The sequence below is a fragment of the Stenotrophomonas sp. YJH_SMC_4 genome (genome assembly GCF_059371575.1).
Map to the genome: position 1 here is coordinate 38,657 of NZ_JCAFUR010000006.1, position 24,108 is coordinate 62,764.

The window sequence follows — 24,108 nt, forward strand, 5'->3', positions numbered from 1 at the left end:
TATGATGATCGTTTCGTTTTCTTCAATGGACTGATGCCATGTTCCGTACCGTTACCCGCAGCGTGGTGCTTGCCGCGATGATTGCTTCCGCTTGCGCTGCCAATGCGGCTTCGACCTCTCAGGTTTCGCTGACCGACGCGGCCGAAAACGCCTCGCTGATCGAGACCCGGCATTCCAGTAGCGACGGTGCCGCTGTGACGTCGATGAAGACGCAGTACTTCGCCAACGAGGAAATGTCGGTGAGCTGGGACGACCAGCAGGTGCTGGTGCTATGCAGGGAGACGGCGTACCTGAAGATTCCTGCGACCAAGCTCAAGGCCGGTGCGTTGACCTCCGAACAGCGGCAGATGATCGTCTATCAGGCGCTGATGTCAGGCCTGGGGGCTGTCGCGGGCGTCATCGGGCCGGCAGGCGAGGTGGTGACCGTGGCCGATGACGGCAGCGAGACCCGCAGCGTTGGCGAAAGCAGCTGGGCGTATGGTGTTGAGCGATACGAGGTGATCACCCAGCGGCTGCCGGACGGTGCACTTCGGGTCCGGACCCGCAAGACGGAAACCGTGAATACCACGCCTCCGGCGGGCCCGGACGACATGTTCAGTACCGAGGACGATCAGGCGGCACGCCTGTCCGAGCTGGCGCCGGTGGGCAGCTGGACCGAAGTGGTGGTCCACGGTGGCGCACGGCAGCCGCATGTGGATCCGGCAATGCCATTGAAGGGCTGGATCTCGATGGGCGACGACCAGGCTGCGACCGTGGGTGAGGCGCGCAAGCTGCGCGACTGCAAGTAGGACATGGCAGGGGTCAGAGCCCTTTGCTTTGGGCAAAGCGATCCGACCCCGATGTCGGTCGGCCTCATCGTTCTATTCATGTGTGCAATATTCACTTGCGCGCCAGATTGGCAGGTCTAGAATGCGCCCCATGAACCGGATGCCGCTCCTGAAGTTTTTCACCCTGACCCGCGCAAGCGCGGAACGGGCGTGTCTGCCTGGAGCCCCACGAGGCCGTTGAAGCGGCCATCGCTGGACCTTCGACAGAGCGCCCTCCGGGGCGCTCTTTTTGTTTTTGTTTTTTGTTAGTCGACTAACAGTCGACTCTACCCAGTCGACTCTACCCAGTCGACTCTACCTGCTCGACTCTACCCAGTACTGCGAAGGAGAACGTGCCATGCACCAGATCGCCGAGACCGAACGCTAGCCGCGCACCCTGTCGCCAACCGGGGTGTGCGGCCCCTGAAGTTGGCTTTGCAGGAACCTCTTTATGAACACCCACGTCCTTTCCCGCCGTCGCAACCTTGGCATCATTGCCCACATCGACGCCGGCAAAACCACGCTGACCGAACGCCTGCTGTGGAAAAGCGGCGAGATCCACCGCGTCGGCGAAGTGCACGACGGCAATGCGACCACCGATTTCTCGGCGATCGAGCGCGAACGCGGCATCACCATCGGCGCTGCCGCCGTGCAGGCGCAGTGGGCGCCACGTGACCTGCCGCCGCATCGGCTGACCCTGATCGACACGCCCGGCCATATCGACTTCGCCATCGAAGTCGAACGTTCACTGCGCGTGCTCGACGGTGCCGTGGCCGTGTTCTCGGCCGTGGACGGCGTGCAGCCGCAGTCCGAGACGGTGTGGCGCCAGGCGCGTCGCCATCGCGTGCCGCTGATCGCCTTCGTCAACAAGATGGACCGCGTCGGTGCTTCGTTCGAGCGCGTGCTGGAGCAGCTGCAGGACAAACTGCAGGCGCGACCGTGGGCGTTGGGCGTGCCGTTGGGCAGCGAAAGCGGCTTCAATGGCTGGGTCGACCTGGTCGATGAGCGCGTGCTGCAGTGGCAGGATGGCGCCGCAACCACGGTGGCCCCGTGGGACGACGCGGCACGCGCGCAGTGGCAGGCTCAGCGCGATGCGCTGGTCGAGGCCGTGGCCGATCACGATGAACAACTGGCCGATGCCTGGCTGGAAGGTCGCGTGATCGATGCCGAACAGCTGCGCGCGGCGATCCGCCGGGCGACGCTGGCGGGTGCGGGCGTGCCCGTGCTGGCCGGTGCTGCGTTCAAGGACAAGGGTATCGAGACACTGCTGGATGCGGTGGTCGATTACCTGCCGTCGCCGCTGGATCGCCCTGCCGTGACCGCCGAAAGCGAGAGCGGCGAGGTGGTGCTGCCGCCGGATCCGGACGGTCCGCTGGCGGGCCTGCTGTTCAAGATCACCCACCAGCAGCACGGCGCGCTGAGCTTCGTGCGGCTGTACTCGGGGACCTTGAAGGTGGGCGACGCGGTGGCCAGCTCGCAGCATCCACAGGGACGGCGTGTCAGCCGGCTGGTGCGGGTGCAGGCCGACCAGACCCACGACATCGAGCAGGCCGTGGCCGGTGACATTGTCGCGGTGCTGGGCTGGAAGGATGCGGTCAGTGGCGAAACGCTGAGCGGCCGTGCGCAGCCGCTGCGCCTGGAGAACATCCAGGCCCAGGCGCCGGTGCTGGCGTGGCGCCTGGAGCCGGCGCGTGCGGCCGACCTGATCAGGATGGCGCAGGGCCTGGCCAGCCTGGCCCAGGAAGACCCGTCGTTCCGCGTCGAAACCGATCGCGGCACGGCGGAAACCCTGGTCTGGGGCATGGGCGAGCTGCACCTGGAGGTGATGGTCGAGCGCCTGCGCAGCGAATGGAAGGTGGACGTGGGCGTAGGTGCGCCACGCGTGGCCTACCAGGAGACGCCGCTGCGTGCGATGACCGGCGTCGTCGGGCGGCTGGTCAAGCAGACCGGTGGCCAGGGCCAGTTCGCGCACGTGGTGCTGGATGTGTCGCCACGTGAGGACGACCAGGTGGTGTTCAACGACCGCATCGTCGGTGGCGTGGTGCCGCGCAGCTTCATCGCTGCGGTCGAGAAGGGTGTACGTGCCGCGCTGTCGGAAGGGCCGCAGGGTCATCCGGTGGTCGGCATCGAGGTCAGTCTTGTCGATGGCCAGACCCATGCCAAGGACTCTTCGGAGATGGCGTTCCATCGCGCGGGTGCCGAGGCGATCAAGGCCGCGCTGGCTGAAGGTGGCACGCAGTTGCTGGAACCGGTGATGGCGGTGACGGTGCATTCGCCGTCGGCGTCGGTGGGCGATGTGGTCGGCGACCTCAACCGGCGCCACGGTCGCATCGCCCGCATCGAGGACCAGGACGGTCGCGCTGAGGTCAGTGGTTTTGCGCCATTGGCGCAGCTGGTGGGTTACACCACGTCGTTGCGTTCGCTCAGCCAGGGGCGGGCGAGTAGCGAGGCGCACCTGCACGGCTACGAGCCGGTACGCGCTGCATGAGGAAAGGTGGGGGGAGCCCGTTCGCGGGCTCCCCTTTTTTGTGTTCGGGGCGCGCATCCACGCATGGCGTGGATCTACCGGGCGATCGGGTCGCGAGCTCTGCAGTAGATCCACGCCATGCGGGGATGGGGCCCCCCGGATGCGATTTTTTGCATTGCATCGCAACAAAACTGCAGAAAAGGCTGGATTAAAGTGATGCCTCACGATAAATTGCGCACCCCCCGTTGCTCGCCGCCGCCCGCACCCTTCTCATGCGTGATGACAAAGACCCCGGAACCCTGGAGCTGACCCTGCCGCGAAAGCGCGGCCGTCCGCCCAAGTTCGGGTACGCCATGAGTGACGCGCAACGGGCCGCGCGCTACCGCGCGCGCCGGGCAGGGCAGGCCAACCACGCGGATGTGCGCTCCTGTTCGGACATGGTGCTGCTGGACAAGATCCGCGCAGCGGTCAGCGCGCGTGACACCGAACTGGCCGGTTTCCTGGTCCATGTGCTCTGGCAGCGGTACCCCCTGCAGCTGAAATAGGCCGACGATGGGGTGGCCGTTGTCATCGAGCTTGTTGATAATGCGGGATTCAGGTTGTTCCCGCTGGCGCGCCCGGGATGGCAGGCGCGCATGATCGAACGGTTCCCAAGATGACCACCACCAGCGACACCACCACCGAAGCGGCGCCGAGCAACGCCCCCCTGTTCTACACCCGTCCGGTGCCGCTGCAGGCCGATGTGCACGCCGACCTGCGCATCCTGCCGGGCAGGCTCGAGTTTGCCGCGGGCAACAACGCCATTCCGCTGGTGCTCGGCGAGTTCTCGCTGGCGCTGCACCACTTCCCGATCCTCTTCGCTGGCCCGACCGCAGTGCCGATGGCTGCCGTTGGCGTATCCGACCAGAACCTGTTCATCAAGGATGGCCTGTGGGAAGACGAGGCCTATATCCCGGCCTACCTGCGTCGCCACCCCTTCATCTTCATCGACACCGGCTCGGACAATGATTTCCTGCTGGGCATCGACGAAGAGAGCTCGCGCGTGGTCAAGGGCGGTGACGAAGGCCAGCCGCTGTTCGTCGATGGCAAGGCCACCGACATGGTGCAGCAGGCGCTGGAGTTCTGTGGCCAGTTCACCCGTGAGCACGAACAGACCCAGGCCTTCTCCAAGGCCCTGATCGACAACGGCCTGCTGGTCGAGCGCACCGCCACCGTGCGTACCCCGGATGGCCGTGAATTCAACCTCAATGGTTTCCAGGTCGTCGACGTCGAGAAGTTCGTCGCGCTGCCGGAAGCCACTGTGATCGAGTGGCATCGCAGTGGTTGGCTGGCGCTGATCCACCAGCATCTGATGTCGCTGGGTCGCTTCAACGACCTGACCCGTCGCCAGGTCGAGCGTCTGGCGGCCTGATCAGGCCCCGGGCATGGCTTCCGCAGCGCGGGAGCCATGCCATTGCTGAAGGACGCGCAACAGGCGTCGCGCATCGGCCCAGTCGGGTGTGGCGTCGCGACCCAGCTCCCACAGGTCGCCCGCCGTGTCCGCCTCTGGGGCCGCCCCGTATATCTGCAGGGCCCCCTGAAGCCGATGCGCGTGATGGCATAGGTCAGTGGCACTGGCGTCATCGATGGCCTGTTCGATCCGCAGCAGCTCGTGGCCGATGTCCGTGATGTAGGCGGGGTCATCTGCCGCTGTGCCCGTTGCGATGGCCTGTCCGGTCGCCGGCAGCTCCAGCGCCCGCAGCAGTGACTCAAGCTGGAGTGGCTTGGTCAGGGTGGCGTCGAACCCTGCTTTCCGGCAGCGCGCCACATGCCGACGATCACGGCGTGCCGACAGTGCGATCAGTCGCAACGGGGCGCGCGCCTGCCTGCGCAACTGCATGGCCAGCGCATAGCCATCCATGTCCCCGAGCCCGATGTCGAGCAGGATCACGCTGCGCGGTCTCACGGCCTGCTCGGCAAGCGCGCTGGCGGCGTCGCCAGACGCGTGTACATCGGCACCCAGGCGGCGCAGCTGCTCGCTGATGACCCGGCGATTGAGGGCATGGTCCTCCACCAGCAGCAGCTCAAGCCCGCCCAGCGGCGTTCCCGCGCCGGCGCTGGCGGCTGACGTGACCTTGGCCTTGGCCGGGCGTACCGGCAGGCGCAGGGTGAAGCGACTGCCGCGCCCGGGGACGCTGTGTACTGACAGGTTGCCGCCCATTGCGCGGGCAAGCGCATGCGCGATCATCAGTCCCAATCCGCTGCCTCCGCGCTCCTTGCCGTCTTCGCCCTGCTGGAATGGCTGGAACAGCACGGTGAGTTGCTCTGCAGTGATGCCGATTCCGCTGTCGATCACATCCAGCATGAGCTCACGAGGGTGGTTGCCTGGCGTCAGTTGAAGGCGCAGCTCGATGCCGCCGACGTCGGTGAACTTGAGTGCGTTTCCCAGCAGGTTGTCGATGATCTGGCGCAGTCCTTCCGGATCGATGGCGACAATGGGGCAGGGCTCGGGGAGGCAGTCGAAGCGAAGCGCCAGCCCGCGCTGCCGAGCCTGGGGACGAATTGCATCCAGCGATTGGCGGCAGAGTCGTGCAATGTCGCAAGGTTCTACGTGCGGCTTGAAGGTGCCGCTGGCCAGGCGTGAGAACTCCAGCGAGCGGTTGAGCAGGTTGCGCAGCGAGGAGCCCGCGGCATGTGCAGCCGCCAGCGCTTCTCGCTGCCCCATGGGCGCCGACGGCTGGCTGAGCAGGTCGATCGAGGCAAGGACTGCCTGGGCCGAATTGCGCACCTCGTGGCTCAACATGCCAATCGCGCGGGCGCGGGCACGGCCTTCAGCACGCAGGCGCCTGTGCCAGGCATGCCACAGGAACGGGGCGACTGCCAATGCGGCAGCCAGGGCCGGCAGCCACTGCGGGGGCAGCTGACGCATCCAGTCCAGGACGTGCTCCAGCGAGGCGGGGGCCGCCTGTTGGGCCCATAGCTGCAACAGGCCGGCATGTTCCTCCAGCGTAATGTCGTGCAATGCCCGCTCGATGCGCTCCAGCAGCTGGCGATCTTCGTGGCGCGCAAGCAGGTGCAGGTCGGTGGAGAAATCGCTGTCGAAAGGCTGCAGGTGCAGGTGCCCGGCGAAATGCCGACGGATCAGGGGCCGCAGGGTCGTTTCCAGGCCGATTGCCAGATCGGCGGTGCCGTTTTCAACAGCTGCCAGCGTGGCGTGCCGATCGGCCAGGTGTAGCAGGCGGACGTGCGGATGGCGCGCGGCCAGCCATCCCGCATACGGCCCCCCTTCGAGCACGGCCAGGACCTGGTGGTCCAGTTCCGTGATATCGCGTGGCAGGCGTTCGCCGCTGCGGCCGGCGAGCATCGTCTTGCCACCGCGGAACGTGCTGGATGCCACCAGGCCGGGGCAGGGTGGCTGCAGGTGGTTGCCAATCACCAGTACCAGATCCGCTTCGCGTCTGCAGACGGCAGCCACCGATGCGCCGGTGCTGGGATGCTGGTGCTCCTGGAACTGCAGCTGCGAACGCCGTGCAACCAGATTGGCGTAGCCATGGGCCAGGCTTGGCAACGTCGTGCCGCCAGCGAGTGCAGCGGGTACCGGGTGCAGCGACGGCGTGGTCGCCACCCGGACTTCGCGCCCCGGCCCCCATTCAAGTGATGACGCATCCTCGGCCGACGCGGCGGGAAGCAGGATGAGCGCCAACAGCAGGAGGGTGGATGTACGCATTCGATCGCGCATCTTCACGGTGATTCCAGCTGCTGCCGCATGGCGTAGATCTCGGCATCGTTGCGCAGCCTGAGCTTGCGCAGGGCCGCAACCTTCTGTGTGCTGACGGTCTTGATGCTGCGATGGCGGCGGAGCGCGATTTCCGAAACGGTCAGGCCCGCCAGCAGGAGCTCCAGTACTTCGCGCTCGTTGCGGCTGAGCTCTTCGCAGTCTCCCGGCAGCGTGCAGTCGGGTGGCAGTCGCGGAAGGCCCTGCGATACCCGCACGATCGCGTCCGCGAGCATCGGCAGTGGTTCGGCCTTGCTGACCACGCCGCTGACACCCGTGGCGATGAGCTGGTTGATGTGGATCGAGGGTGAAAGGGTCGCAAAAGCGAGCAGGGTGACGCGAGGAAAGTGCTCGCGCAGCAGCGGGGTCAGCTCGGCCGCGCTGCGATCGTCGCGGGCCAGGGTCAGATCGATGATCGCGACATCCACCCGCATCTGCTGGAGGCTGTCGATGAGTTCGTCGCTGCGGGCGTGGCTGGCGACGATACGGAAGCGGGCGTCGCGGGAGAGGTGCAGGGCAGTGCCGCGACGGACGACTTCGTGGTCGTCCAGTAGTGCCAGTCGCAGCGGGCGCGGGGCAGGAGGTCCATTCATGCGCAGGGAGGTGATCGGCGCCCATGGGGCGTGATGACCATTCTGGCGCTGCTGTCGCGGCGAACATCGAAATTGCTTGATTTTTGCGAATATTCCTAAGAAGTGATTCGCTGCATCCATCGATTCGGAGCTGTCAATTGATGGGATCGAATGCTACCGGACGGATTGCGGCACACGCCGCAGTCGGCGGATGTCGTAGCCCATCTCGGCGATGCGCTGCACGGCCTTCTGGTAGTCGCCGTCGGACACCTGCGGCGTACGCGCCATGTACCAGACATAGTCGCGCTTGCTGCGCGCCACGATGGTCTGGCGGTAGTCGTCATCCCGCCAGGCGATCACGTACTCGGCCTGGATCGGCCAGATGAACTGCATGCCCCAGATCGCGCCATTGCCTTCCTTCTCGACACGGCCAATGGGGTGCATCGACTTCTGCGGCGCATCGAAGCTGCCCTTGCGATAGGTGAAGGTGGTCTGGATGCGCCCGTCGGGCTTCAAGGCATAACTTTCCACCGCATCGTAGGCATCGCGTTCGGGCCAGGACGGAATATGGGCGATCACGTACCAGTCGCCCATGAAGCGTGGCACATCCACCGACGGCGCACGCGGAAGCGGCCGGGTGTCGCTGGAGGAGCAGCCCGAGCCGAACAGGCCGACTGCGATCAGCGGAAGCAGCGAGAACATGCGCATGGGGCACCTCAGCGGGGTCGGAACAGATAGTGGGCGACCAGCCACTGCTGGCCGTCGTCGTAGCCGAACAGTTCGGCACATGCCATCCAGAACATCCGCCAGCGCTGCCACCAGACCTTCGCTGCAGCCTGGCCGTAGGTGGCGATCAGCACCGGCATCACCTGCTCGCGGGCGGCATCCTGGTTGGCCAGCCAGTGGTCGGCCGTGCGCTGGTAGTGGGTGCCGTCCAGCAACCAGCGTTGATCCAGGCGCAGGTCGCGCTGGAAATGCAGCAGCGTGTCGGCGGCCGGCATCAGGCCGCCGGTGAAGAAGTGGCGGCCCATCCAGTTGTCGCCGCCGTCTGTCTCGAACGGGTACATCAGTGTGCGATGGGCGAAGATGTGCACGAACAACGCGCCATCCGGTTTCAGCCACCGTGCGATGCCTGCCAGCAGGCGCTCGTAGTTGCGTACGTGCTCGAACATCTCCACCGAGACACAGCGGTCGAACCGGGCTGTCGGCAGATCAAGTTGGTTGACGTCACAGGTCAGCACCTCGACGTTGTCCAGGCCGCGCGCCTGGCACTGCGCCATGATGTGCTGGCGTTGGCTGTGCGAGTTGGAGACGGCGGTGATATGCGCCTGCGGGTAGCGTTCGGCCATCCACAGGGTCAGTGAGCCCCAGCCGCAGCCCAGCTCAAGAATCTGCTGGCCATCGGCCAGTCCGGCGCGCTGGCCGTACAGTTCCAGCATGGCGTCCTCCGCCTGGTCCAGCGTTTCGCGCCCGGTGGGGTAGTAGCAGCTGCTGTACTTCAGTCGCTTGCCCAGGCAGGCCTGGAAGAAGGCTGCCGGCACTTCATAGTGTTGGCGGTTGGCTGCGTCGGTATGCAACGCGAGCGGGCTGTCGGCCAGCTCGGCGATGCGCCGGCTGAATCGTGCCGATTGGCCTTCGATGCCACCCTCGCTTTCCTCATGCAGGCGCTGCGCGCACAAGCGGCGGATGCCCGCACGCAGCGCCGCATCGGGGACCAGCCCGCGTTCGGCCCAGGCGATCATCCCGGTTTCCGCATCTTCGGCTGGGTTCAGTGACGGGATCGCGCTCATGCGGAATGCTCCTTGGAAGAACGGGGAAACCAGGGAAAGAACATCGGTGTACTGCGCTGGTAGGCGCGATAGTCGTCGCCGCGGCTGCGCAGTGCCTGCTTCTCGGTGAATGGAATGCCGCTCAGATAGCGCAGGAACACGTACATCAGCAGCGGGCCGGCCCAGGCCAGCCACCACAGTGGCGAGCCGACCGCGAGCAGGACATAGGTGAACCAGTGCAGCCACTCGAAGAAGTAGTTGGGGTGGCGGGAATAGCGCCAGAGTCCGACGCGGCAGGTGCGGCCCCTGTTCGCCGGGTCGGCGCGGAAACGCGCCAGCTGGCGGTCGGCCAGGCTTTCGCCGCCGACGCTCAGCAGCCAGACCAGCGCTGCGGCCACCACCCACAGGGTCAGGCCGGCCCGAGGATTGGCAGCCACCGCCACGAAGGGCAGGGCGAACAGGACGATCAGCAGAGCCTGCGCCATGAAGAAGCCGAAGATCTTGCCCTGGTGGCCGTGCCAGTATTGGCGCAGGTAGCGGTAGCGTCCGTCCTCTTCTTCGTGACGGACCCGGTGCCACAGATGCAGGGCGAGTCGACTGCCCCACAGGCCGCCGAGCACGCCCAGCGCGATCCGCGGCATCACCGCACCGTCGCCCAGCAGCGCCAGCAACAGCGCCGAGGCGCCCACGCCCTTTGCCCAGAGCACATCGACCACGCCGATGTTGTGGTGGCGGCGCTGCCAGGCCCAGCCCCAGCTCATCACCAGTACGGCGTACAGCAGGACCCACATCAGATTGATCATGACGACGCTCCTGCGAAGGGCGGCTGCGGGATGTGCATGCCGCGACGGGCGGTCCGGCACAGCAGGGAAAGCGCAATGCTCCAGCCCGCGCCCAGCACCAGCAGTCCTGGCCATACAGGATCCGCGAACCGCACTGCGTCGAAACCGCGTGCGGCAGACAGATAGGCCAGCGGTGCCAGCAGCAGGCCGAACAGGGCCGGCAGGGCCGGGTGGTGCTGCAGGAAGCGCATCGACGTGGTCAGCGTCATCGCGAACGCCGCCCACAACGCCATGATCCACGGCGGTGGCGCCCAACCCAGTGGGGCCGCCGCGTAGCGCACCGTGCCGCTGGCGGCGGCACTGGCGTCGACCAGCCATGCGCAGGCCAGTGCCAACATCAACAGCCGCAGATCCAGCCGGGGGCGCGGTGAGGTCAACAGCTGGCTGCCGATGTAGAGCGAAGCGGCCAGTAGCGCGGGCCACTGCCAGCCGCGGCCCGCGCCGGCCACGGCACACAGCCAGACCAGCTGGTTGCCGAGCAGATTGGCCCAGAAGCGATGCATGTCAGTGGCTGCCGGTTGCAGCGAAAATGGGCCGGTGGTCCGGACGGGCCAGCAACAGATGCGAGACGCCGATCGAACGTTCCAGGAAGCCACCCTCGCAATAGGCCAGGTAGAATTCCCACAGCCGGCAGAAGCGCGCGTCAAAACCCTGCGCCTGCACTGCCGGCAGCTGGGCCAGGAAACGTTGGCGCCAGGCGCGAAGGGTCAATGCGTAGGAGTGGCCGAAATCCTGCTGGGCGATCAGCTGCAGGTCGCTGGATCGGCTCTTGGCGGCCATGATCGCGTTGATCGATGGGATGAAGCTGCCCGGGAACACATAGCGCTTGATGTAATCGACGCTGCGCCGGGCCTGTTCGTAGCGGTGGTCCTCGATGGTGATGGCCTGCAGCAGGGCAACGCCATCAGGCTTGAGCAGGCGCTGCAGCGTGGCCATGTAGGTGTCCAGGTATTCGGCGCCGATCGCTTCGATCATCTCGATCGACACCAGCTTGTCGAACTGGCCCTGCAGGTCGCGGTAGTCCTGCATCAGCAGCGTGACCTGGTCCTGCAGGCCCGCCTCCCGTACGCGCCGGGCGGCCAGCGCATGCTGTTCCGCAGAGATGGTGGTGGTCGTGACATGGCAGCCATAGTGCCGGGCGGCATGGACCGCGAAACCACCCCAGCCGGTGCCGATTTCCACCACGCGGTCGCCGGGTTTGAGCTGCAACTCCTGGCAGATGCGGTCCAGCTTGCGCCGCGAGGCCGATTCGAGTGGTTCGGACTCACTGGCGAACAACGCCGACGAGTACATCAGGTCCGGCGACAGGAACAGGGCAAAGAAATCGTTGCCCAGGTCATAGTGCGCGGCGATGTTGCGGCGGCTGCCCTCACGGCTGTTGCGGCGCAGGCGGTTCCAGCCCCGCAGCAGCCAGCCACCCACGCGGGCCGGGCCACGCTCCATGCCGTCCAGCAGGTCGCGATTGCGTACCAGCAGCCGGATCAGTGCCACCAGATCATCACAGTGCCATTCGCCCTGGATGTAGCTTTCACCTGCGCCCACACTGCCTTGCGCTGCAACCTTGCGATAGAACCCCGGGTCATCGATGGTGACGGTGACATGCAGTTCGCCACGGGCATCGCCCAGCCAGACCTCGCCCAATGCGTCACGTACGCACAGGCGACCGTCGCGCATGGGGGCAAGCTGGGCCAGCAGGCGGCGGCGCAGGAGCGCATCCAGGGCGCCGGGGCGCGGCAGGGCGACCAGAGGGGTCATCGAGTTCATCGTGGTTTCTCGGCAAGAGCAGGGTGGTCGTACACGGGGTTGCGTTTCATCCACAGCCGAAGTGCATGCCAGTGGATGGCGGCCACCACCTGGGTGGTCATCAGCGGATAGCAGGCCAGCACCCGGGCCAGCCCACGGCCGTTCAAGGCATGTCGCTGCATGGCCTGGGTGGCATCAAACTGGCGCACCCCGTCGCGCCATACCTGCATGTGCACGCGCAGGTCCTGGTCCGGTCGGTTGAAGCGCCAGTCGTAGCGGCAATCCATCGGCATGAACGGCGAGACATGGAAGCGCTTGTCGAACTGCCAACGCAATGACGCCCCTTCGTGGAGCGCCGTGGCAACCGGCAGCACATAGGCGTGCCGTTCCTTCCAGGGGGTATTGGTGATCTCGGCCACGATGCAGTCCAGCGTGCTGCCGTCGGCCTGGTAGCAGTAGTAGAAGCTGACCGGGTTGAAGACATGCCCGGCGAAGCGGAGGTGGGTGAGCAGGCGCACCGGACCGGCTGGCCGGTAGCCAAGCGTGCCTGCAGCGTGGTCGCGTACCGCATCGGCCAGCGGCCGCGCGGGATCACCGAAGTAGTCGCTGCGGCGGAACTCGGCCAGGTTGCGGCGATTGACCGACCACAACCAGCGCCCGGCGAACACCGTGTCGAGTTCATCCAGGTCGAGCAGCAGCTGCGCGATGCGGTAACGGAATGCATGCGGATGCGGATGATGCCGGCGATGCATCACCTGCCCGAAGTAGAGCGCGCTGGCACTCATGCCGCCACCTCATCCGAGGCCGATACGTTCCGATGCGGAGCGCAGGCCTGCAGGGCATCGACCACGTGGCGGGCACTACGGATGCCATCCTCGTGGAATCCCCAGCCCCAATAGGCGCCAGCAAACCATGTGTGGCGGCGGCCCTGCAGTTCCGCCCAGCGCTGCTGTGCGCGCACTGCAGCGTGGTCGTGTACCGGGTGCGCGTAATGCAGGGTCCGCAGCACCTTGGCCGGATCGATTGCCTCGCTGCGGTTGAGGGTCACTACCAGGGGGATGTCGCCCGGCAGGCCCTGCAGCAGGTTCATGCAGTAGCTGACCGTGCAGGGCGCCGCGCGATCCTGTGGTACGTGCGCGTTCCAGGCCGCCCACGCCTTGCGGTTGCGCGGCAGCAACGACGCATCGGTATGCAGCACCGCTTCGTTGGACTGATAGCGGATGGCGCCGAGGACCTCACGCTCGACGGTATCTGCGTCGGCAAGCAACGCCAGTGCCTGGTCGCTGTGGCAGGCCAGGATCACTTCGTCGAAGGCCTCCACGCCGGCGCTGCTGTGCACGCGTGCACCCCAGGGCATGCGCTCGACCCTGCTGACCGGGCATTGCAGCCGCTCATGCACGCGCCAGCGGCGACGCAGCGCATCCACGTAGCGCGTCGATCCCCCGCTGACCACCCGCCAGCTTGGCCGCCCGGTCATCTGCAGCATCTGGTGGTTGGCCATGAACTGGGCCAGGTAGCGCGCCGGGAACGCCTGCACGGTGGCCGTCGGCGAGGACCACAGCGCCGAGGCCATCGGCAGCAGGTGCTCGTCGATGAATGCCTCGCCATAGCGCTGGCTGCGCAGGTAATCGCCGAGCGTGGGGCCGTCTTCTTCGGCCAGCAGCAACGGCGCGTCGCGATAGAACCGGCGCAGGTCGGCCAGCATGCCCCAGAAGCGCGGCGATACCAGGTTGCGGCGCTGGCAGAACAGCCCATCCAGCGAGGTGGCGTTGTACTCCACGCCGCTGCGCTCACTGTGCATGGAGAAACTCATCGTGGTCGGTTGCGAGGCCACGCCCAACTCGTCGAACAGCGCCGACAGCAAGGGATAGTGCTGGGGGTTGAAGACGATGAAACCGGTATCCACCGCCATGCCTCGGCCCGCCACCTGCACGTCGTGGGTATGGGTGTGGCCGCCGAGGTAATCGTTGGCCTCGAACAGCGTGACGTCGTGCTGGCCATCCAGCCACCAGGCACTGGCCAGCCCCGCGATACCCGAGCCGATGACCGCGATGCGCATCTCAGTACCTCGCCTTGGCCAGAACCCACCCGGGGATGGGCTTGAGCCCTTTGACCAGGCCCAGCGCCGCCATCGCGCGCAGTCCGTACCAGGTCAGGTCCACCTCCCACCAGCGGAAGCCCTGGCGCACGGTGCCGGGGAAAAAGTGATGGTTGTTGTGCCAGCCCTCACCGAAGGTGAGCAGCGCCAGCCACAGGTTGTTGCGGCTGTCGTCGCGGGTCTCGAAGCGGCGGCGGCCGAAACGGTGGGCCAGCGAATTGATGGTGACGGTGGCGTGGAACAGCACGATGGTGGAGATGAAGAAGCCCCACACCAGCAATTGCGGGCCCGTGGTGTGCAGGCCAGGCGCCCAGCGTTCCAGTGCTGCACCCAATGCATACAGTCCGACGGCCAGCAGCACGGGAATGGCGGTATCGAAACGGTCGAGCCAGCGCAGTTCGGGGAAGCGCGCCAGGTCAGGTACCCGCGACAGATCGGTCGCGAATGCCTCGCGGGTGAGGAACCAGCCCATGTGGCTGCGCCAGAAGCCGCCTTCGCGCGGCGAATGCGGGTCCCGTGGCTGGTCGGCATGCCGATGGTGGTGGCGATGATGGGCGGCCCACCACAGCGGGCCGCGCTGCACGCTGGACGCGCCGATGACTGCGAACACGAACTGCACCGGACGCGATGCCTGGAAGGTGCGGTGCGAGAAGTAGCGGTGATAGAACGCCGTGATGGCGAACATGCGCACGGCGTAGAGCGCCGTGGCCACGACGACCGCCGTCCATGACACGCCCACCCAGATCACCGCGATGCAGGCCAGGTGCATCAGTGCAAAGGGTACCGCGCGCACCCAGTCGATGCGTCCTGGCTGTTCGCCGGTGGTCTCTGTGGCGTTGCTGGTATCCACCCACCGCTGCAACGTACGCAGCAGGCGCCAGCGTCGACGGGGGAGGGGCGCTACAGAGGCCATGGCGGATCTCGGCGGGTGTCGTGTCTTCCTTTACGCAGCAGGGTGCGCAATGGATGCGCCACTTCGAACTGAATTTCGCTTCACCTGGGCGTCACGGCGCAACGCTCGGCCAGGGGCTGCGCCCACGCCTGTTGCCAGTCACCTGCCGGTCGCTCGGCAGCTGGCGAGCGGAAGCGTACCGTCACCTGCGGATAAGTGCCGCGCGCATCGCGCAGATTGCTGGTGCCGCGGAACTCCAGCAGGCGACGGTCGGCCGTGGCGTAGACCAGGGCCAGGCGCGGCGCGATGCCGCCGTACCAGGTGTCCAGGCTGACCTCGATGGCCTGGGCGTCGATGCCCTGCCAGCGTACCGGGCCGATGCGCCGCACCTGCACCGGGAAGTAGCGCTGGCGTGCAGGCACCAGGAACGGCAGTGTGATGCGCTCGCCGCGCAGCAGCGCCGGCCAGTGCAGGCGTACTGCGGCATCAAACCCCGCATCGATCACCGCGTCCGCCGGCTGTTCAAGCCGGCGCCTGCGCAGCTCACTGGCGGCATCCTCCTTCCATGCAATCGACACCGAGTCGCCAGCGGCGTCGACCTCGGCGGTCTGGCCGCTGCGGCGGTCCTCCAGCGAATATCCCCGTGCCTGTGGGCGGGCGCTGGCGGGCAGATGCTTGCGGGCGAAGGGTTGGCCATCCGGGCACTGGTACAGCACCCAGCGCTCGGCGCCCTCCGTTGCCTCGCGTCGCCAGTGCACTTCACGGTAGAGGAGGTCGCCCTGCGCGGAGGTGGCCACGCCCTCGCTTCGCAACCAGGGTGCCGCCAGCGCGGCTTGGGGCAGGCACAGCAGCAGCCAGGCAGTGCGCATGGGTCTTCATCCGGAAGAGGAGGGCCCAGGTCATACGGCGGGGGCGGCCGGTTGGATGCGTCGTGCCGTCTGCATCCAATTGCTGCCCCTGCGCGTACAGAGGACAGACCTTCACCCGCCCGCCGCGAACCCGGATGTACCCTGACGCCGCCAGCACACTCCTCAACTTCGATAGCGCACGCACCGTGTCCAGTTCCCAGCAGCCGAGCAGCGAGCCGACGAACTGGGCCGGTGACATGGACGGCGTGGCGCGCCTGCGCGACCGCGACTGTTTCATGCGGATCTATGACTACTTCATGCCGCGGCTGTGCGTGTACCTGCGCGGCCTGGGTGCACCCGACGGCGTCGCCGAGGAACTGGCCCAGGAATGCCTGCTGCGCCTGTGGCTGCGGGCCGCCGACTACGACGCAGCCCAAGGCGCCCTCAGTACGTGGCTGTACCGGATTGCGCGAAACCTGCATATCGATCGCATCCGTCGCGAGCGCAGCTGGATGCAGGTGCAGGCAGCGGTGGAGGACGCTGCCACACTGGATGTGATCGAGCGCAGCAGTGCCGAGCAGTTCGCCGACCAGGCACGTCTGCGTCAGCGCATCAACGAACTGCCCGCGGTACAGGCGCGGCTGGTGCGGATGTCCTATTTCGAGGCCAAGAGCCACAGCGAGATCGCAGAGGCGCTGGGCATGCCGCTGGGAACGGTCAAATCGCACCTGCGCCGCGCCTTTCTGCAGCTTCAGGCCAAAGTGGGAGGTGCGCTGTGAACCCGCACCACCATCTGCACGAATCGACCCTGATGAGCTATGCCGCCGGCGCGCTGCCGGCGCCGTTGAGCATCGTCGCCGGTGCCCATCTGGAGCAGTGCCCGCATTGCCGACAGCGCCTGCGCGACGCCGAAGCGATCGGCTCGGTGCTGCTGGAGCAGACCCAGCCACCTGCAGCGGAGACGCGACGCGAACAACTGCGCGAGGCAATGCTGATGCAGCTGGCCGCGGAAGCGCCGGTGCCCATGGCTGGGGTCGCACGCTCCGTGCCGAAGGAGCGCCCCGAGGCCAATCCGGACCATCTGCCTGCATCGCTGCATCCGTACTTCGGCGCCTCGCTCAGCGACCTGCGCTGGCGCTGGATGGCGCCGGGCGTGCACTGCATCCGTGCAGAGCAGATGCCTTCGCTGATCATGCTGAAGATCGCCCCGGGCAAATGCCTGCCCATGCACAGCCATGGCCGCAGCGAACTGACCCAGATCCTGCGGGGTTCTTACAACGATGCGCTGGGGCTGTTCGCACCGGGTGACGTGGCAGATCTGGACGAAGACGTGGAACATCAACCGGTGACCGCGCCCGGTGTCCCCTGCATCTGCGTGTCATCGCTGGATGCGCCGCTGGTGTTCAGTGGCTGGCTGACGCGGAAGATCCAGCGTTTCGTGAAACTCTAGCGGGGATGACGATGGCCGGGACGGGCGCATTACGGATTCTGTTGACCGGTGCCGCAGGCCTGGTCGGGCAGGGTGTGGCGCTGGCCTGCCAACGCTCACCACAGGTGTCCGGCCTGACAGCGCTGGTCCGCCATCCGGGAAGTCTGAGCGGCGCCGGCAGCGAACTGATCGTTCCGGACTTCCTGCGTATCCAGGACCGGTCGGATGAACTGGCCGGGTTCGATGCCTGCTTCTACTGTGCCGGGGCGCCTCCGGTTGGCACGGCAGAGGCCGAGTACCGACGCGTGACCCTGGATACCACCCTGGCGGTGGCCCGTGCCTGGGCGGCTGCGAATCCCGAAGGGTGCTTTTTGTATGTATCCGGTGCCGGCGCGGACCCTCGGAGCCGGCTGATGCCGTTGACGATCAAGGGCGAGACCGAGGTCGCATTGCAGGGCCTGCCGGTGCGCACCGTGATGCTGCGCCCGGGCGGTGTCAGGCCGGTCCCGGGCACCGGCACCCGTCATGCCCTGTTGAAGCCCCTGTACTGGAGCGGTGCGCCGTTGATGAAGCTGGCCAGCGCGATTGCGCCATCGCTGATGACCAGCAATCTGGCTCTCGGTCAGGCGATGATTGCACTGGCCGGCAGGGAGCATCCGCCGGCCACGGTGGAGTGCGCGGACATCAACCGGATCGCCGCTGGCGCAGGCGACCCGGCCTCCTGAGCTCAGTGTGGCGCGGCCTCCAGCGCAGTGCGTACCGCCAGCGCCAGGTCACTTCGCGTAAACGGCTTCGGCAGCAGGGCAACCGCGCGTCCCTGGCTCCCCGCCTGATCGTGGTCACGTGGATAGCCCGACGTGAACAGGACGGCCACTTCCGGCCAGCGTTCGCGGACTTGACGGACCAGTTCCCAGCCCGACATGCCGGGCATCACCACGTCCGAAAACAGCAGGTCCACCCTGGTATCGGGGCGCTCCAGCAACCGCAGTGCGGAGGGGCCGTCGTGGGCTTCCAGCACGCGGTAGCCGAGCAGCCGCAGCGAATCCACCGTGTGGGCGCGGACATCGTCGTTGTCCTCGGCCACCAGGATGGTTTCCTCGCGCGATGAGTAGCCGGCCAGGCCGGTCTGCGGGATGTGTGCTTCGCGGGGCAGGGCCAGCGGCGAGCGCGGGAACATCATGGTGATGCTGGTGCCGCCGCCTTCCACCGAATCGATCAGCACGTGGCCGCCGGACTGTTTGACGAACCCATGTACCATCGACAGTCCCAGCCCGGTGCCGCGGCCGACCTGCTTGGTGGTGAAGAACGGTTCGAACACGCGGGCCAGGGTGGCCGCGTCCATGCCATGGCCGTTGTCGCGCACCCGCAACATCACGTACTGGCCTGGTGTTGCATCCGGGAACAGGGCAGCGTAGTCGTGGTCGAGGTGGCTGTTGTCGACCTCGATCACCAGCCGGCCGCCGTGCGGCATCGCATCGCGGGCATTCACCGCCAGGTTCAGTACGGAGGCCTCCAGCTGGCTGATGTCGATCTCCACGCACCAGATGTCCTCGGCGCTGCGGATCTCCAGCTGCACCAGCTCACCCAGTGCACGCTGCAGCATGTCGTGCATGTCCAGCAGGCGCTCGTGGAGGTTGGCGGCCTGGCTGTGCAGCGGCTGGCGTCGGGCAAACGCCAGCAGGCGCTGGGTCAGGCTGGCGGCACGCCCGACACCCTTCAGCGCGTTGTCCAGGGCGCGGCTGACCGTCGCTCCGGCTTCGCCCGCGCGCTCGTTCAGCAGCATGGCGTGCTCGATGTTGCCGGAGATGACCGTCAGGATGTTGTTGAAATCATGCGCGATGCCGCCGGTGAGCTGGCCGACCGCCTCGATCTTCTGTGATTGGCGCAGTGCGTGTTCGGCCTGGAGGCGCGCCGTGGTTTCCACGGCCTCGGAGACCACGGCGGTGACCACGCCTTCGGCATCCAGCAGCGGACGGAACGAAAAATCGAAGCTGCGCGGCCCGGTCGGGAGTTCCAGCTCCAGTGAATGCAGCGAACTCCGGCCCTGCACGGCTGCAGCGACGGCCCGATCGATCAGCGCGCCGATGCCATCGGTTGTGGCGAACCAGAGCGATTCACCGAAGCGTTGGCCAACGACGTCCTTCTTGTCCGCCAGTACTGCGGCCAGTGACGCGTCATTGGCATCCACCACGCGCCCGGACAGATCCAGCAGCATCTGATGCTGGAAGCTGGATTCGAAGATCGCCTGCAGGCGCCGCTTGCTGGCGCGCAACTCGGCCGTGCGCGCCTGCACCTGCTGCTCGAGCAGCTGGTTGTCCTCGCGCAGGGCCAGCTCGGCCTGTTTCAGCTGCGAGACGTCGCTACCCAGGCAGATGTAGCCGGCCACGCTGCCATCGGCCGCATGCTCCGGCACGCAGTCCATCTGCACGAATCGTGATTGGCCGCTGCGGTGCACCAGTTCGACCTGGAAGCTGGTGCGTTCGCCCTGCAGCACCCGTTCCAGGCTCGGCAGGGCGTGTTCGAAGGCGGAAATGCCGCTGACATCGCGCGCTGTCCGGCCCAGCAACTCGGCCAGGCTGAATCCATGCCAGTCCAGGAACGCCTTGTTGGCGAACCGGTAGCGATGCGCGTTGTCGAGCTGGGCGATCAGCGCGGGTACGGCATCCGTCACCTGCTGCAGCTGCGCCTGGCTCTCATTCAGCGCAGCCTGCGCATGAAGCAGCTGGTTGCGCTCATGGGCTTCCTGACGGGCGCGACGGATCGCATCCGGCAGGCGCTGCAGGCGCTGCTTGACTACATAGTCGCGCGCGCCACGGGTCAGCGCCTGCACCGCCAGCTCTTCGGTCAGCGTGCCGGAGACGAAGATGAAAGGGGTCTGCGGAATCCGCTCGCGTGCCAGTGCGAGGGCCGCATCGCCATCGAATCCGGGCAGCACGTGGTCGGCGAGGATCACGTCGAACGCACGGCTGTCGATGGCCTCGATGAACGCATTGCGCGTCCACAGGCGCTCGACCTCGAACTCCAGGCCGGCACGCCGCAGCTGTGCGGTGATCAGCTCCGCATCAAGCGCGCTGTCCTCCAGCATGAGGATGCGCAGGCGCTCGCTGCGGCGCGATCCATCACGCATTGTGCTGCCCCGAGCCGCTGGGCCGGTGCGGTGGTGGCTGGTTGGTGATGCCCCAGAACATGCCCAGTCCTTGGATGGCGTCAAAGAACTCCTTGAAGTCGACCGGCTTGACCACGAATGCGTTGACGCCCAGTTCGTAACTGCGCACCAGATCCTGCTCCTCGCGCGAAGAGGTCAGCATCACAACCGGGGTGCTGCTCAGGTACGGGTCGCCACGGACCTGCTCCAGTACCTCCAAGCCATTGACTTTGGGCAGCTTCAGGTCCAGCAGCACCACCACCGGGCCGCCGTGCATGGCACCGGCGAACTTGCCTTCGCAGCGCAGGTAATCCAGCGCTTCGGCGCCGTCGCGTACATGGATGACATCGTTCAACAGCTGGCAGCGCTCAAGCGCGGCCATCGTCAGCTCTGCATCCTTGGGGCTGTCCTCTACCAGGAGGATCGGCCGCAGGTCCCTCATGGGTGTTCTCCTGTGGAGCGGGGTAGGGTGAAGTGAATGGTCGCGCCCTTGCCGGGCTCGCCCTCGGCCCAGGTGCGGCCGCCATGGCGGCCGATGATGCGGCGGACATTGGCCAGGCCGATGCCGGTGCCTTCGAACTCTTCGACGTGGTGCAGGCGCTGGAACACGCCGAACAGCTTGTCCACGTAGCGCATGTCGAAGCCGCAGCCGTTGTCGCGCACGAAGAAGTGGTCTTCCTCGTCGTTTCGCTCGTGACCAACCTCGATCACTGCATGTTCGCGCTCGCGGGTGAACTTGATCGCGTTGGCCAGCAGGTTCTGCCAGACCAGGCGCAGCATCGTCGGATCGGCTTCAACCTCCGGCAGCGGTGCGAGCGTCCACTGCACGTCGCGGCCGGTGTAGTCCAGGGCCAGGCTCCGGCGCACATCCTCGGCCAGCGCGGTCATGTCCAGCCGCACACGCCCCAGCGTGGAGCGTCCCATCTGCGAGAAGCTGAGCAGGTCATCCACCAGCGTGCCGGCGGACTTGGCCGATTCCACGATCGTGTCCAGGAAGCGGCGCTCGGTATCGTTCAGGCGTTCGCCCGCCGAGCTGCCCAGCAGCTCGGAATAGCCGACAATGTGACGGAAGGGAGCGCGCAAGTCGTGGCTGACCGAATAGGAGAAGGCTTCCAGTTCCTTGTTGCTGCGGAGCAGCTGCTCGTTCAGTTCGGCCATTTCCTCGGCCTTGCGCAACACGATATCGACGATGGCCGTGCGCATCTCGTGTGCCGCGTCGCAGTCAGCGTCGCTCCACGGCAGGCTGCGCTGCTGCACGGTCTCCTTCCAGGCCTCGAACGAGTTGCGCGGGGACAGCGCCACGCCCGGTGCTGCTTCCTTGCGGGGATCGCCACCCCAGCGCACGGTGCGCACCACTTCCGGGCGGAACCACATCAGGTAACTGTCATGCAACTGCGAAATGGACACCGCCAGCAGGCCACTGGCGACGTCGGCGAGGTGCGCGGCAGGCGACCAGTCGGCTGCCAGGTGATCGGTGCAGTAGGTTTCCTGGCCGGCCTGCTGCGTGGCCAGCCAGTTCGCCAGGGCCAGCACGTCGCTGGAGGAAGGGCACTGGCCAACACGCAGGCAATCGCCCTTGTGCACGATCGCCGCGCCGGCCGCGCCGGTCAGCGACAGCAGGCTGGCCTCGTCCTGGCGCAGGGCCGCCATGAAGTCCTCGTCGCCGGCCATGCGACCCAGTAGCTTGACCAGTATGGAACGACGGGCAACGCGCTCTTCGATCGCACGCGCTCGCTCCTTCAACGCAATCTGCAGCGACAGGATCTGGCCCATGAACTCGCAGGCAGTGCGCACGTGGTAGGGCAGGCGGCGTGGCTGCACGGTGTGGCAGGACACCAGGCCCCACAAGCGGCCTTCATGCACCAGAGATACCGACATCGACGCGCCGGTCCCCATGTTGCGCATGTAGCGCAGGTGCACCGGCGAGACGCTGCGCAGCACCGCCATGCTCAGGTCGGTGGGCGGCGCGTCGCGTTGATCCTCGGTCCGCATCAGCGGGGCCGGGGTGTAGCTGTTGTCCGCGATCAGGCGCACCCGGTTGCGGCGGTAGAGTTCGCGCGCCTGTGCTGGAATATCCGATTCGGGGAAGCGCAGGTCCAGGTAGGACGGCAACAGGCCGTTGCCATCCTCGGCCACCACGACACCGTTCCAGCCAGCATCGAACTGGTAGACCAGGGTGCGGTCGAAGCCGGTGAGCCGGCGCATGTGCGCGGCAGCCAGCTGGCAGAGATCTTCCACGGTGCTGGCCGACTCGATGCCGGCCATCAGCTCGCGGATGGCCGGATACAGCTCTTCCAGCGAGCCGGGCTGGCCCGGAACCGGTGCTTCCAGCTCGACCAGCAGATCGGTGGCGGAACGGTGCACCAGCAGCTGATGCCGGCCGTGGCCATCCAGATGCACGGCACCGACATGGGCACTGCTGCCGATCACGGCCTGCTGGAACAAGCCTTGGAACGGCGCCAGCACGCCGCCGAACACCTCACTGACGTGCCGCATCAACGGTTCGCCGAACTGCAGCAGCAGCCCGGGCTGGCTGATGGCGCGCTCGCGCACCTGCAGGGACTGCGGTTCAACGACCAGAAGCACACCGTAGGGCTGGATCGCGCCGGGGGTGTGGATCGGTTCGCGCGCGCAACTGGACAAGGCAGTGTCGTGCGCGGACTCAGCAGAAGGCATCAAGGGCGGGACTCATCATTCGTGGATGGCTGGAAGGCCCAGTGGTACATCCGGTACCCATCAATGGTGAAGCAAAATCGTGCATTCGCCTACCAGTGTATGCGTATGAAGCGTGCTTCTGTCCAAGCTGAATTCTTCATGTAGGGACGAGGTCGAGCACTTGAGGTTTTCGCGAAGAATACATCTACGCTGCACATCAGCTCGACAGATCATTGCCTAGAGTGGATCCACTTCCCTGAGCGACCGCCCCGTGAACCTGCAGCCCGCGCCCCTGTCCCCGTACCGCATGCTGGCTGACAGCTGCCAGTTTGAACTGCTGGATGTGGATGCGCTGCAGGACCCGGCCAGTGGCCGGCTGCTGCACCTGTATTCGCTGGTTGCCCGCTGCCTGTCCTGCGAGACGATCTTCAAGGCCGAAGAAGGGCAGGGCCTGGTCAGCCATACTGCGGCGCGGGTGGTGCGATGCCCTACCGGCTGCGGGCAGCAGGCGTTCAAGCCGGCCCTGCTGCGGACCTGGCGCCCGCAGGCCGTTGCCCAGGCGTAAGCGGCGGAGATCACAGCAGCCCGGGATTGGCTCGCCATACCGCGAAGTTGAGCGCCGAGGCGAACGAGATCCAGGCCAGATAGGGAAGCAGCAGCGCCGCCGCAGTCGGACGGATGCGCGCAAACGCGACGATCGCTGCGCAAACCAGCGCAATCAATACAAGAATGTCAACGAAGGCCAGGGCGCCCAGCTTCCAGCCGAAGAACAGCCAGCTCCACAGCGCATTGACGGCAAGCTGCACCAGGTAGAGCATCAGCGCCGGTCGTGCCCCGCGCCAGCCGCGTTCGCGCCACACCAGCCACGCGGCAATCGCCATCATGGCGTAGAGCAGGGTCCACACCGGACCAAAGACACTGGCCTGTGGTGCCCACGGGGGAAGATCGAGGGTGGCGTAGAAGCTGGCTGCGGATGTGGACGCCCACGCGCCCAGGGCGGCCGCGACGAAGGTGATCGCCACCCATCCCAGCAGCCCGAAAACCTGCGAACTCCGCTTCATACTCCGCTTCATACCGTCCAGCATCCC

Annotated in this window: 23 protein-coding genes; 8 read left to right on the plus strand and 15 right to left on the minus strand. The window is 66.4% G+C overall.

The features are described from left to right. Positions 1-38 precede the first annotated feature (38 nt). The 4 genes from AC5P9F_RS11235 to AC5P9F_RS11250 all read left to right on the plus strand — a co-directional run bounded on the left by AC5P9F_RS11235 (position 39) and on the right by AC5P9F_RS11250 (position 4,684). Entirely contained in the window at positions 39-788 is a 750-nt protein-coding gene (locus tag AC5P9F_RS11235; RefSeq protein ID WP_274850216.1) for a hypothetical protein, read from the plus strand. A gap of 469 nt (positions 789-1,257) precedes the next feature. Further along, positions 1,258-3,294, plus strand: coding sequence for an elongation factor G (gene fusA, locus AC5P9F_RS11240; RefSeq protein ID WP_099523875.1), 2,037 nt, complete (start codon positions 1,258-1,260; stop codon positions 3,292-3,294). A gap of 251 nt (positions 3,295-3,545) precedes the next feature. Further along, the gene (locus AC5P9F_RS11245) at positions 3,546-3,818 is read left to right on the plus strand and encodes a hypothetical protein (RefSeq protein WP_005409616.1); all 273 of its coding nucleotides are present in this window, start codon (positions 3,546-3,548) and stop codon (positions 3,816-3,818) included. A gap of 110 nt (positions 3,819-3,928) precedes the next feature. After that, positions 3,929-4,684, plus strand: coding sequence for a SapC family protein (locus AC5P9F_RS11250; protein ID WP_164225301.1), 756 nt, complete (start codon positions 3,929-3,931; stop codon positions 4,682-4,684). On the opposite strand, the gene AC5P9F_RS11255 is transcribed toward AC5P9F_RS11250, so the two are convergent. The 11 genes from AC5P9F_RS11255 to AC5P9F_RS11305 all read right to left on the minus strand — a co-directional run bounded on the left by AC5P9F_RS11255 (position 4,685) and on the right by AC5P9F_RS11305 (position 15,812). Next, positions 4,685-6,991 carry an ATP-binding protein gene (locus tag AC5P9F_RS11255; RefSeq protein ID WP_133050907.1) on the minus strand — a complete coding sequence of 769 codons (2,307 nt, stop codon included), beginning with the start codon at positions 6,989-6,991 and terminating at the stop codon, positions 4,685-4,687. Between the two features lie 2 nt (positions 6,992-6,993). Next, positions 6,994-7,740, minus strand: a complete 747-nt coding sequence (locus AC5P9F_RS11260; RefSeq protein WP_231098229.1) for a LuxR C-terminal-related transcriptional regulator — start codon at positions 7,738-7,740, stop codon at positions 6,994-6,996. Between the two features lie 33 nt (positions 7,741-7,773). Continuing rightward, complete coding sequence (locus AC5P9F_RS11265) at positions 7,774-8,307, minus strand: lipocalin family protein (RefSeq protein WP_005413302.1); 534 nt, start codon at positions 8,305-8,307, stop codon at positions 7,774-7,776. An 8-nt stretch (positions 8,308-8,315) separates the two neighbouring features. After that, entirely contained in the window at positions 8,316-9,389 is a 1,074-nt protein-coding gene (locus AC5P9F_RS11270) for an SAM-dependent methyltransferase (protein ID WP_164225300.1), read from the minus strand. Beyond that, positions 9,386-10,171, minus strand: a complete 786-nt coding sequence (locus tag AC5P9F_RS11275; RefSeq protein ID WP_100438522.1) for a DUF1295 domain-containing protein — start codon at positions 10,169-10,171, stop codon at positions 9,386-9,388. Before AC5P9F_RS11275 ends, AC5P9F_RS11270 begins: the two co-directional genes overlap by 4 nt. Then, positions 10,168-10,713 carry a DUF2878 domain-containing protein gene (locus AC5P9F_RS11280; protein WP_099473148.1) on the minus strand — a complete coding sequence of 182 codons (546 nt, stop codon included), beginning with the start codon at positions 10,711-10,713 and terminating at the stop codon, positions 10,168-10,170. The genes AC5P9F_RS11275 and AC5P9F_RS11280 overlap by 4 nt, the downstream gene beginning before the upstream one ends. Position 10,714: 1 nt before the next feature. Next, positions 10,715-11,974, minus strand: coding sequence for an SAM-dependent methyltransferase (locus tag AC5P9F_RS11285; RefSeq protein WP_099473151.1), 1,260 nt, complete (start codon positions 11,972-11,974; stop codon positions 10,715-10,717). Beyond that, positions 11,971-12,738 (minus strand): DUF1365 domain-containing protein, encoded by a 768-nt coding sequence (locus AC5P9F_RS11290; protein ID WP_495231944.1) that lies wholly within the window; start codon positions 12,736-12,738, stop codon positions 11,971-11,973. Before AC5P9F_RS11290 ends, AC5P9F_RS11285 begins: the two co-directional genes overlap by 4 nt. Next, the gene (locus AC5P9F_RS11295) at positions 12,735-14,012 is read right to left on the minus strand and encodes an NAD(P)/FAD-dependent oxidoreductase (protein ID WP_099473155.1); all 1,278 of its coding nucleotides are present in this window, start codon (positions 14,010-14,012) and stop codon (positions 12,735-12,737) included. Before AC5P9F_RS11295 ends, AC5P9F_RS11290 begins: the two co-directional genes overlap by 4 nt. Position 14,013: 1 nt before the next feature. Beyond that, positions 14,014-14,964: an acyl-CoA desaturase gene (locus tag AC5P9F_RS11300; RefSeq protein WP_111193284.1), complete on the minus strand. Its 951-nt coding sequence runs from the start codon at positions 14,962-14,964 to the stop codon at positions 14,014-14,016. Positions 14,965-15,044: 80 nt separating this feature from the next. After that, the gene (locus tag AC5P9F_RS11305; protein ID WP_049430556.1) at positions 15,045-15,812 is read right to left on the minus strand and encodes a hypothetical protein; all 768 of its coding nucleotides are present in this window, start codon (positions 15,810-15,812) and stop codon (positions 15,045-15,047) included. Positions 15,813-15,946: 134 nt separating this feature from the next. Here AC5P9F_RS11305 and AC5P9F_RS11310 point away from each other — a divergent pair, with 134 nt between their 5' ends. From AC5P9F_RS11310 to AC5P9F_RS11320, 3 genes are read left to right on the plus strand one after another with little or no spacing between them, the layout of a single operon-like run. Continuing rightward, the gene (locus tag AC5P9F_RS11310; RefSeq protein ID WP_005409629.1) at positions 15,947-16,570 is read left to right on the plus strand and encodes a sigma-70 family RNA polymerase sigma factor; all 624 of its coding nucleotides are present in this window, start codon (positions 15,947-15,949) and stop codon (positions 16,568-16,570) included. Beyond that, positions 16,567-17,241, plus strand: a complete 675-nt coding sequence (locus tag AC5P9F_RS11315) for a ChrR family anti-sigma-E factor (RefSeq protein ID WP_308680631.1) — start codon at positions 16,567-16,569, stop codon at positions 17,239-17,241. The genes AC5P9F_RS11310 and AC5P9F_RS11315 overlap by 4 nt, the downstream gene beginning before the upstream one ends. Before the next feature lie 11 nt (positions 17,242-17,252). Then, a complete protein-coding gene (locus tag AC5P9F_RS11320) occupies positions 17,253-17,945 on the plus strand; it encodes a Rossmann-fold NAD(P)-binding domain-containing protein (protein WP_099473174.1) in 693 nt (230 codons plus the stop codon). 2 nt (positions 17,946-17,947) lie between these two features. On the opposite strand, the gene AC5P9F_RS11325 is transcribed toward AC5P9F_RS11320, so the two are convergent. The 3 genes from AC5P9F_RS11325 to AC5P9F_RS11335 are packed head-to-tail and all read right to left on the minus strand — an operon-like array spanning position 17,948 to position 23,041. Continuing rightward, positions 17,948-20,347: a hybrid sensor histidine kinase/response regulator gene (locus AC5P9F_RS11325; protein WP_099473158.1), complete on the minus strand. Its 2,400-nt coding sequence runs from the start codon at positions 20,345-20,347 to the stop codon at positions 17,948-17,950. Further along, entirely contained in the window at positions 20,340-20,807 is a 468-nt protein-coding gene (locus AC5P9F_RS11330; protein ID WP_019659676.1) for a response regulator, read from the minus strand. The genes AC5P9F_RS11325 and AC5P9F_RS11330 overlap by 8 nt, the downstream gene beginning before the upstream one ends. Next, positions 20,804-23,041, minus strand: a complete 2,238-nt coding sequence (locus tag AC5P9F_RS11335; RefSeq protein ID WP_099473160.1) for an ATP-binding protein — start codon at positions 23,039-23,041, stop codon at positions 20,804-20,806. The genes AC5P9F_RS11330 and AC5P9F_RS11335 overlap by 4 nt, the downstream gene beginning before the upstream one ends. 250 nt (positions 23,042-23,291) lie before the next feature. On the opposite strand from AC5P9F_RS11335, the gene AC5P9F_RS11340 reads away from it, so the two are divergent. Then, a complete protein-coding gene (locus AC5P9F_RS11340) occupies positions 23,292-23,585 on the plus strand; it encodes a hypothetical protein (RefSeq protein ID WP_033835164.1) in 294 nt (97 codons plus the stop codon). Positions 23,586-23,595: 10 nt separating this feature from the next. On the opposite strand, the gene AC5P9F_RS11345 is transcribed toward AC5P9F_RS11340, so the two are convergent. Then, positions 23,596-24,081 carry a TspO/MBR family protein gene (locus tag AC5P9F_RS11345; RefSeq protein ID WP_043033530.1) on the minus strand — a complete coding sequence of 162 codons (486 nt, stop codon included), beginning with the start codon at positions 24,079-24,081 and terminating at the stop codon, positions 23,596-23,598. Between the last annotated feature and the right edge of the window lie 27 nt (positions 24,082-24,108).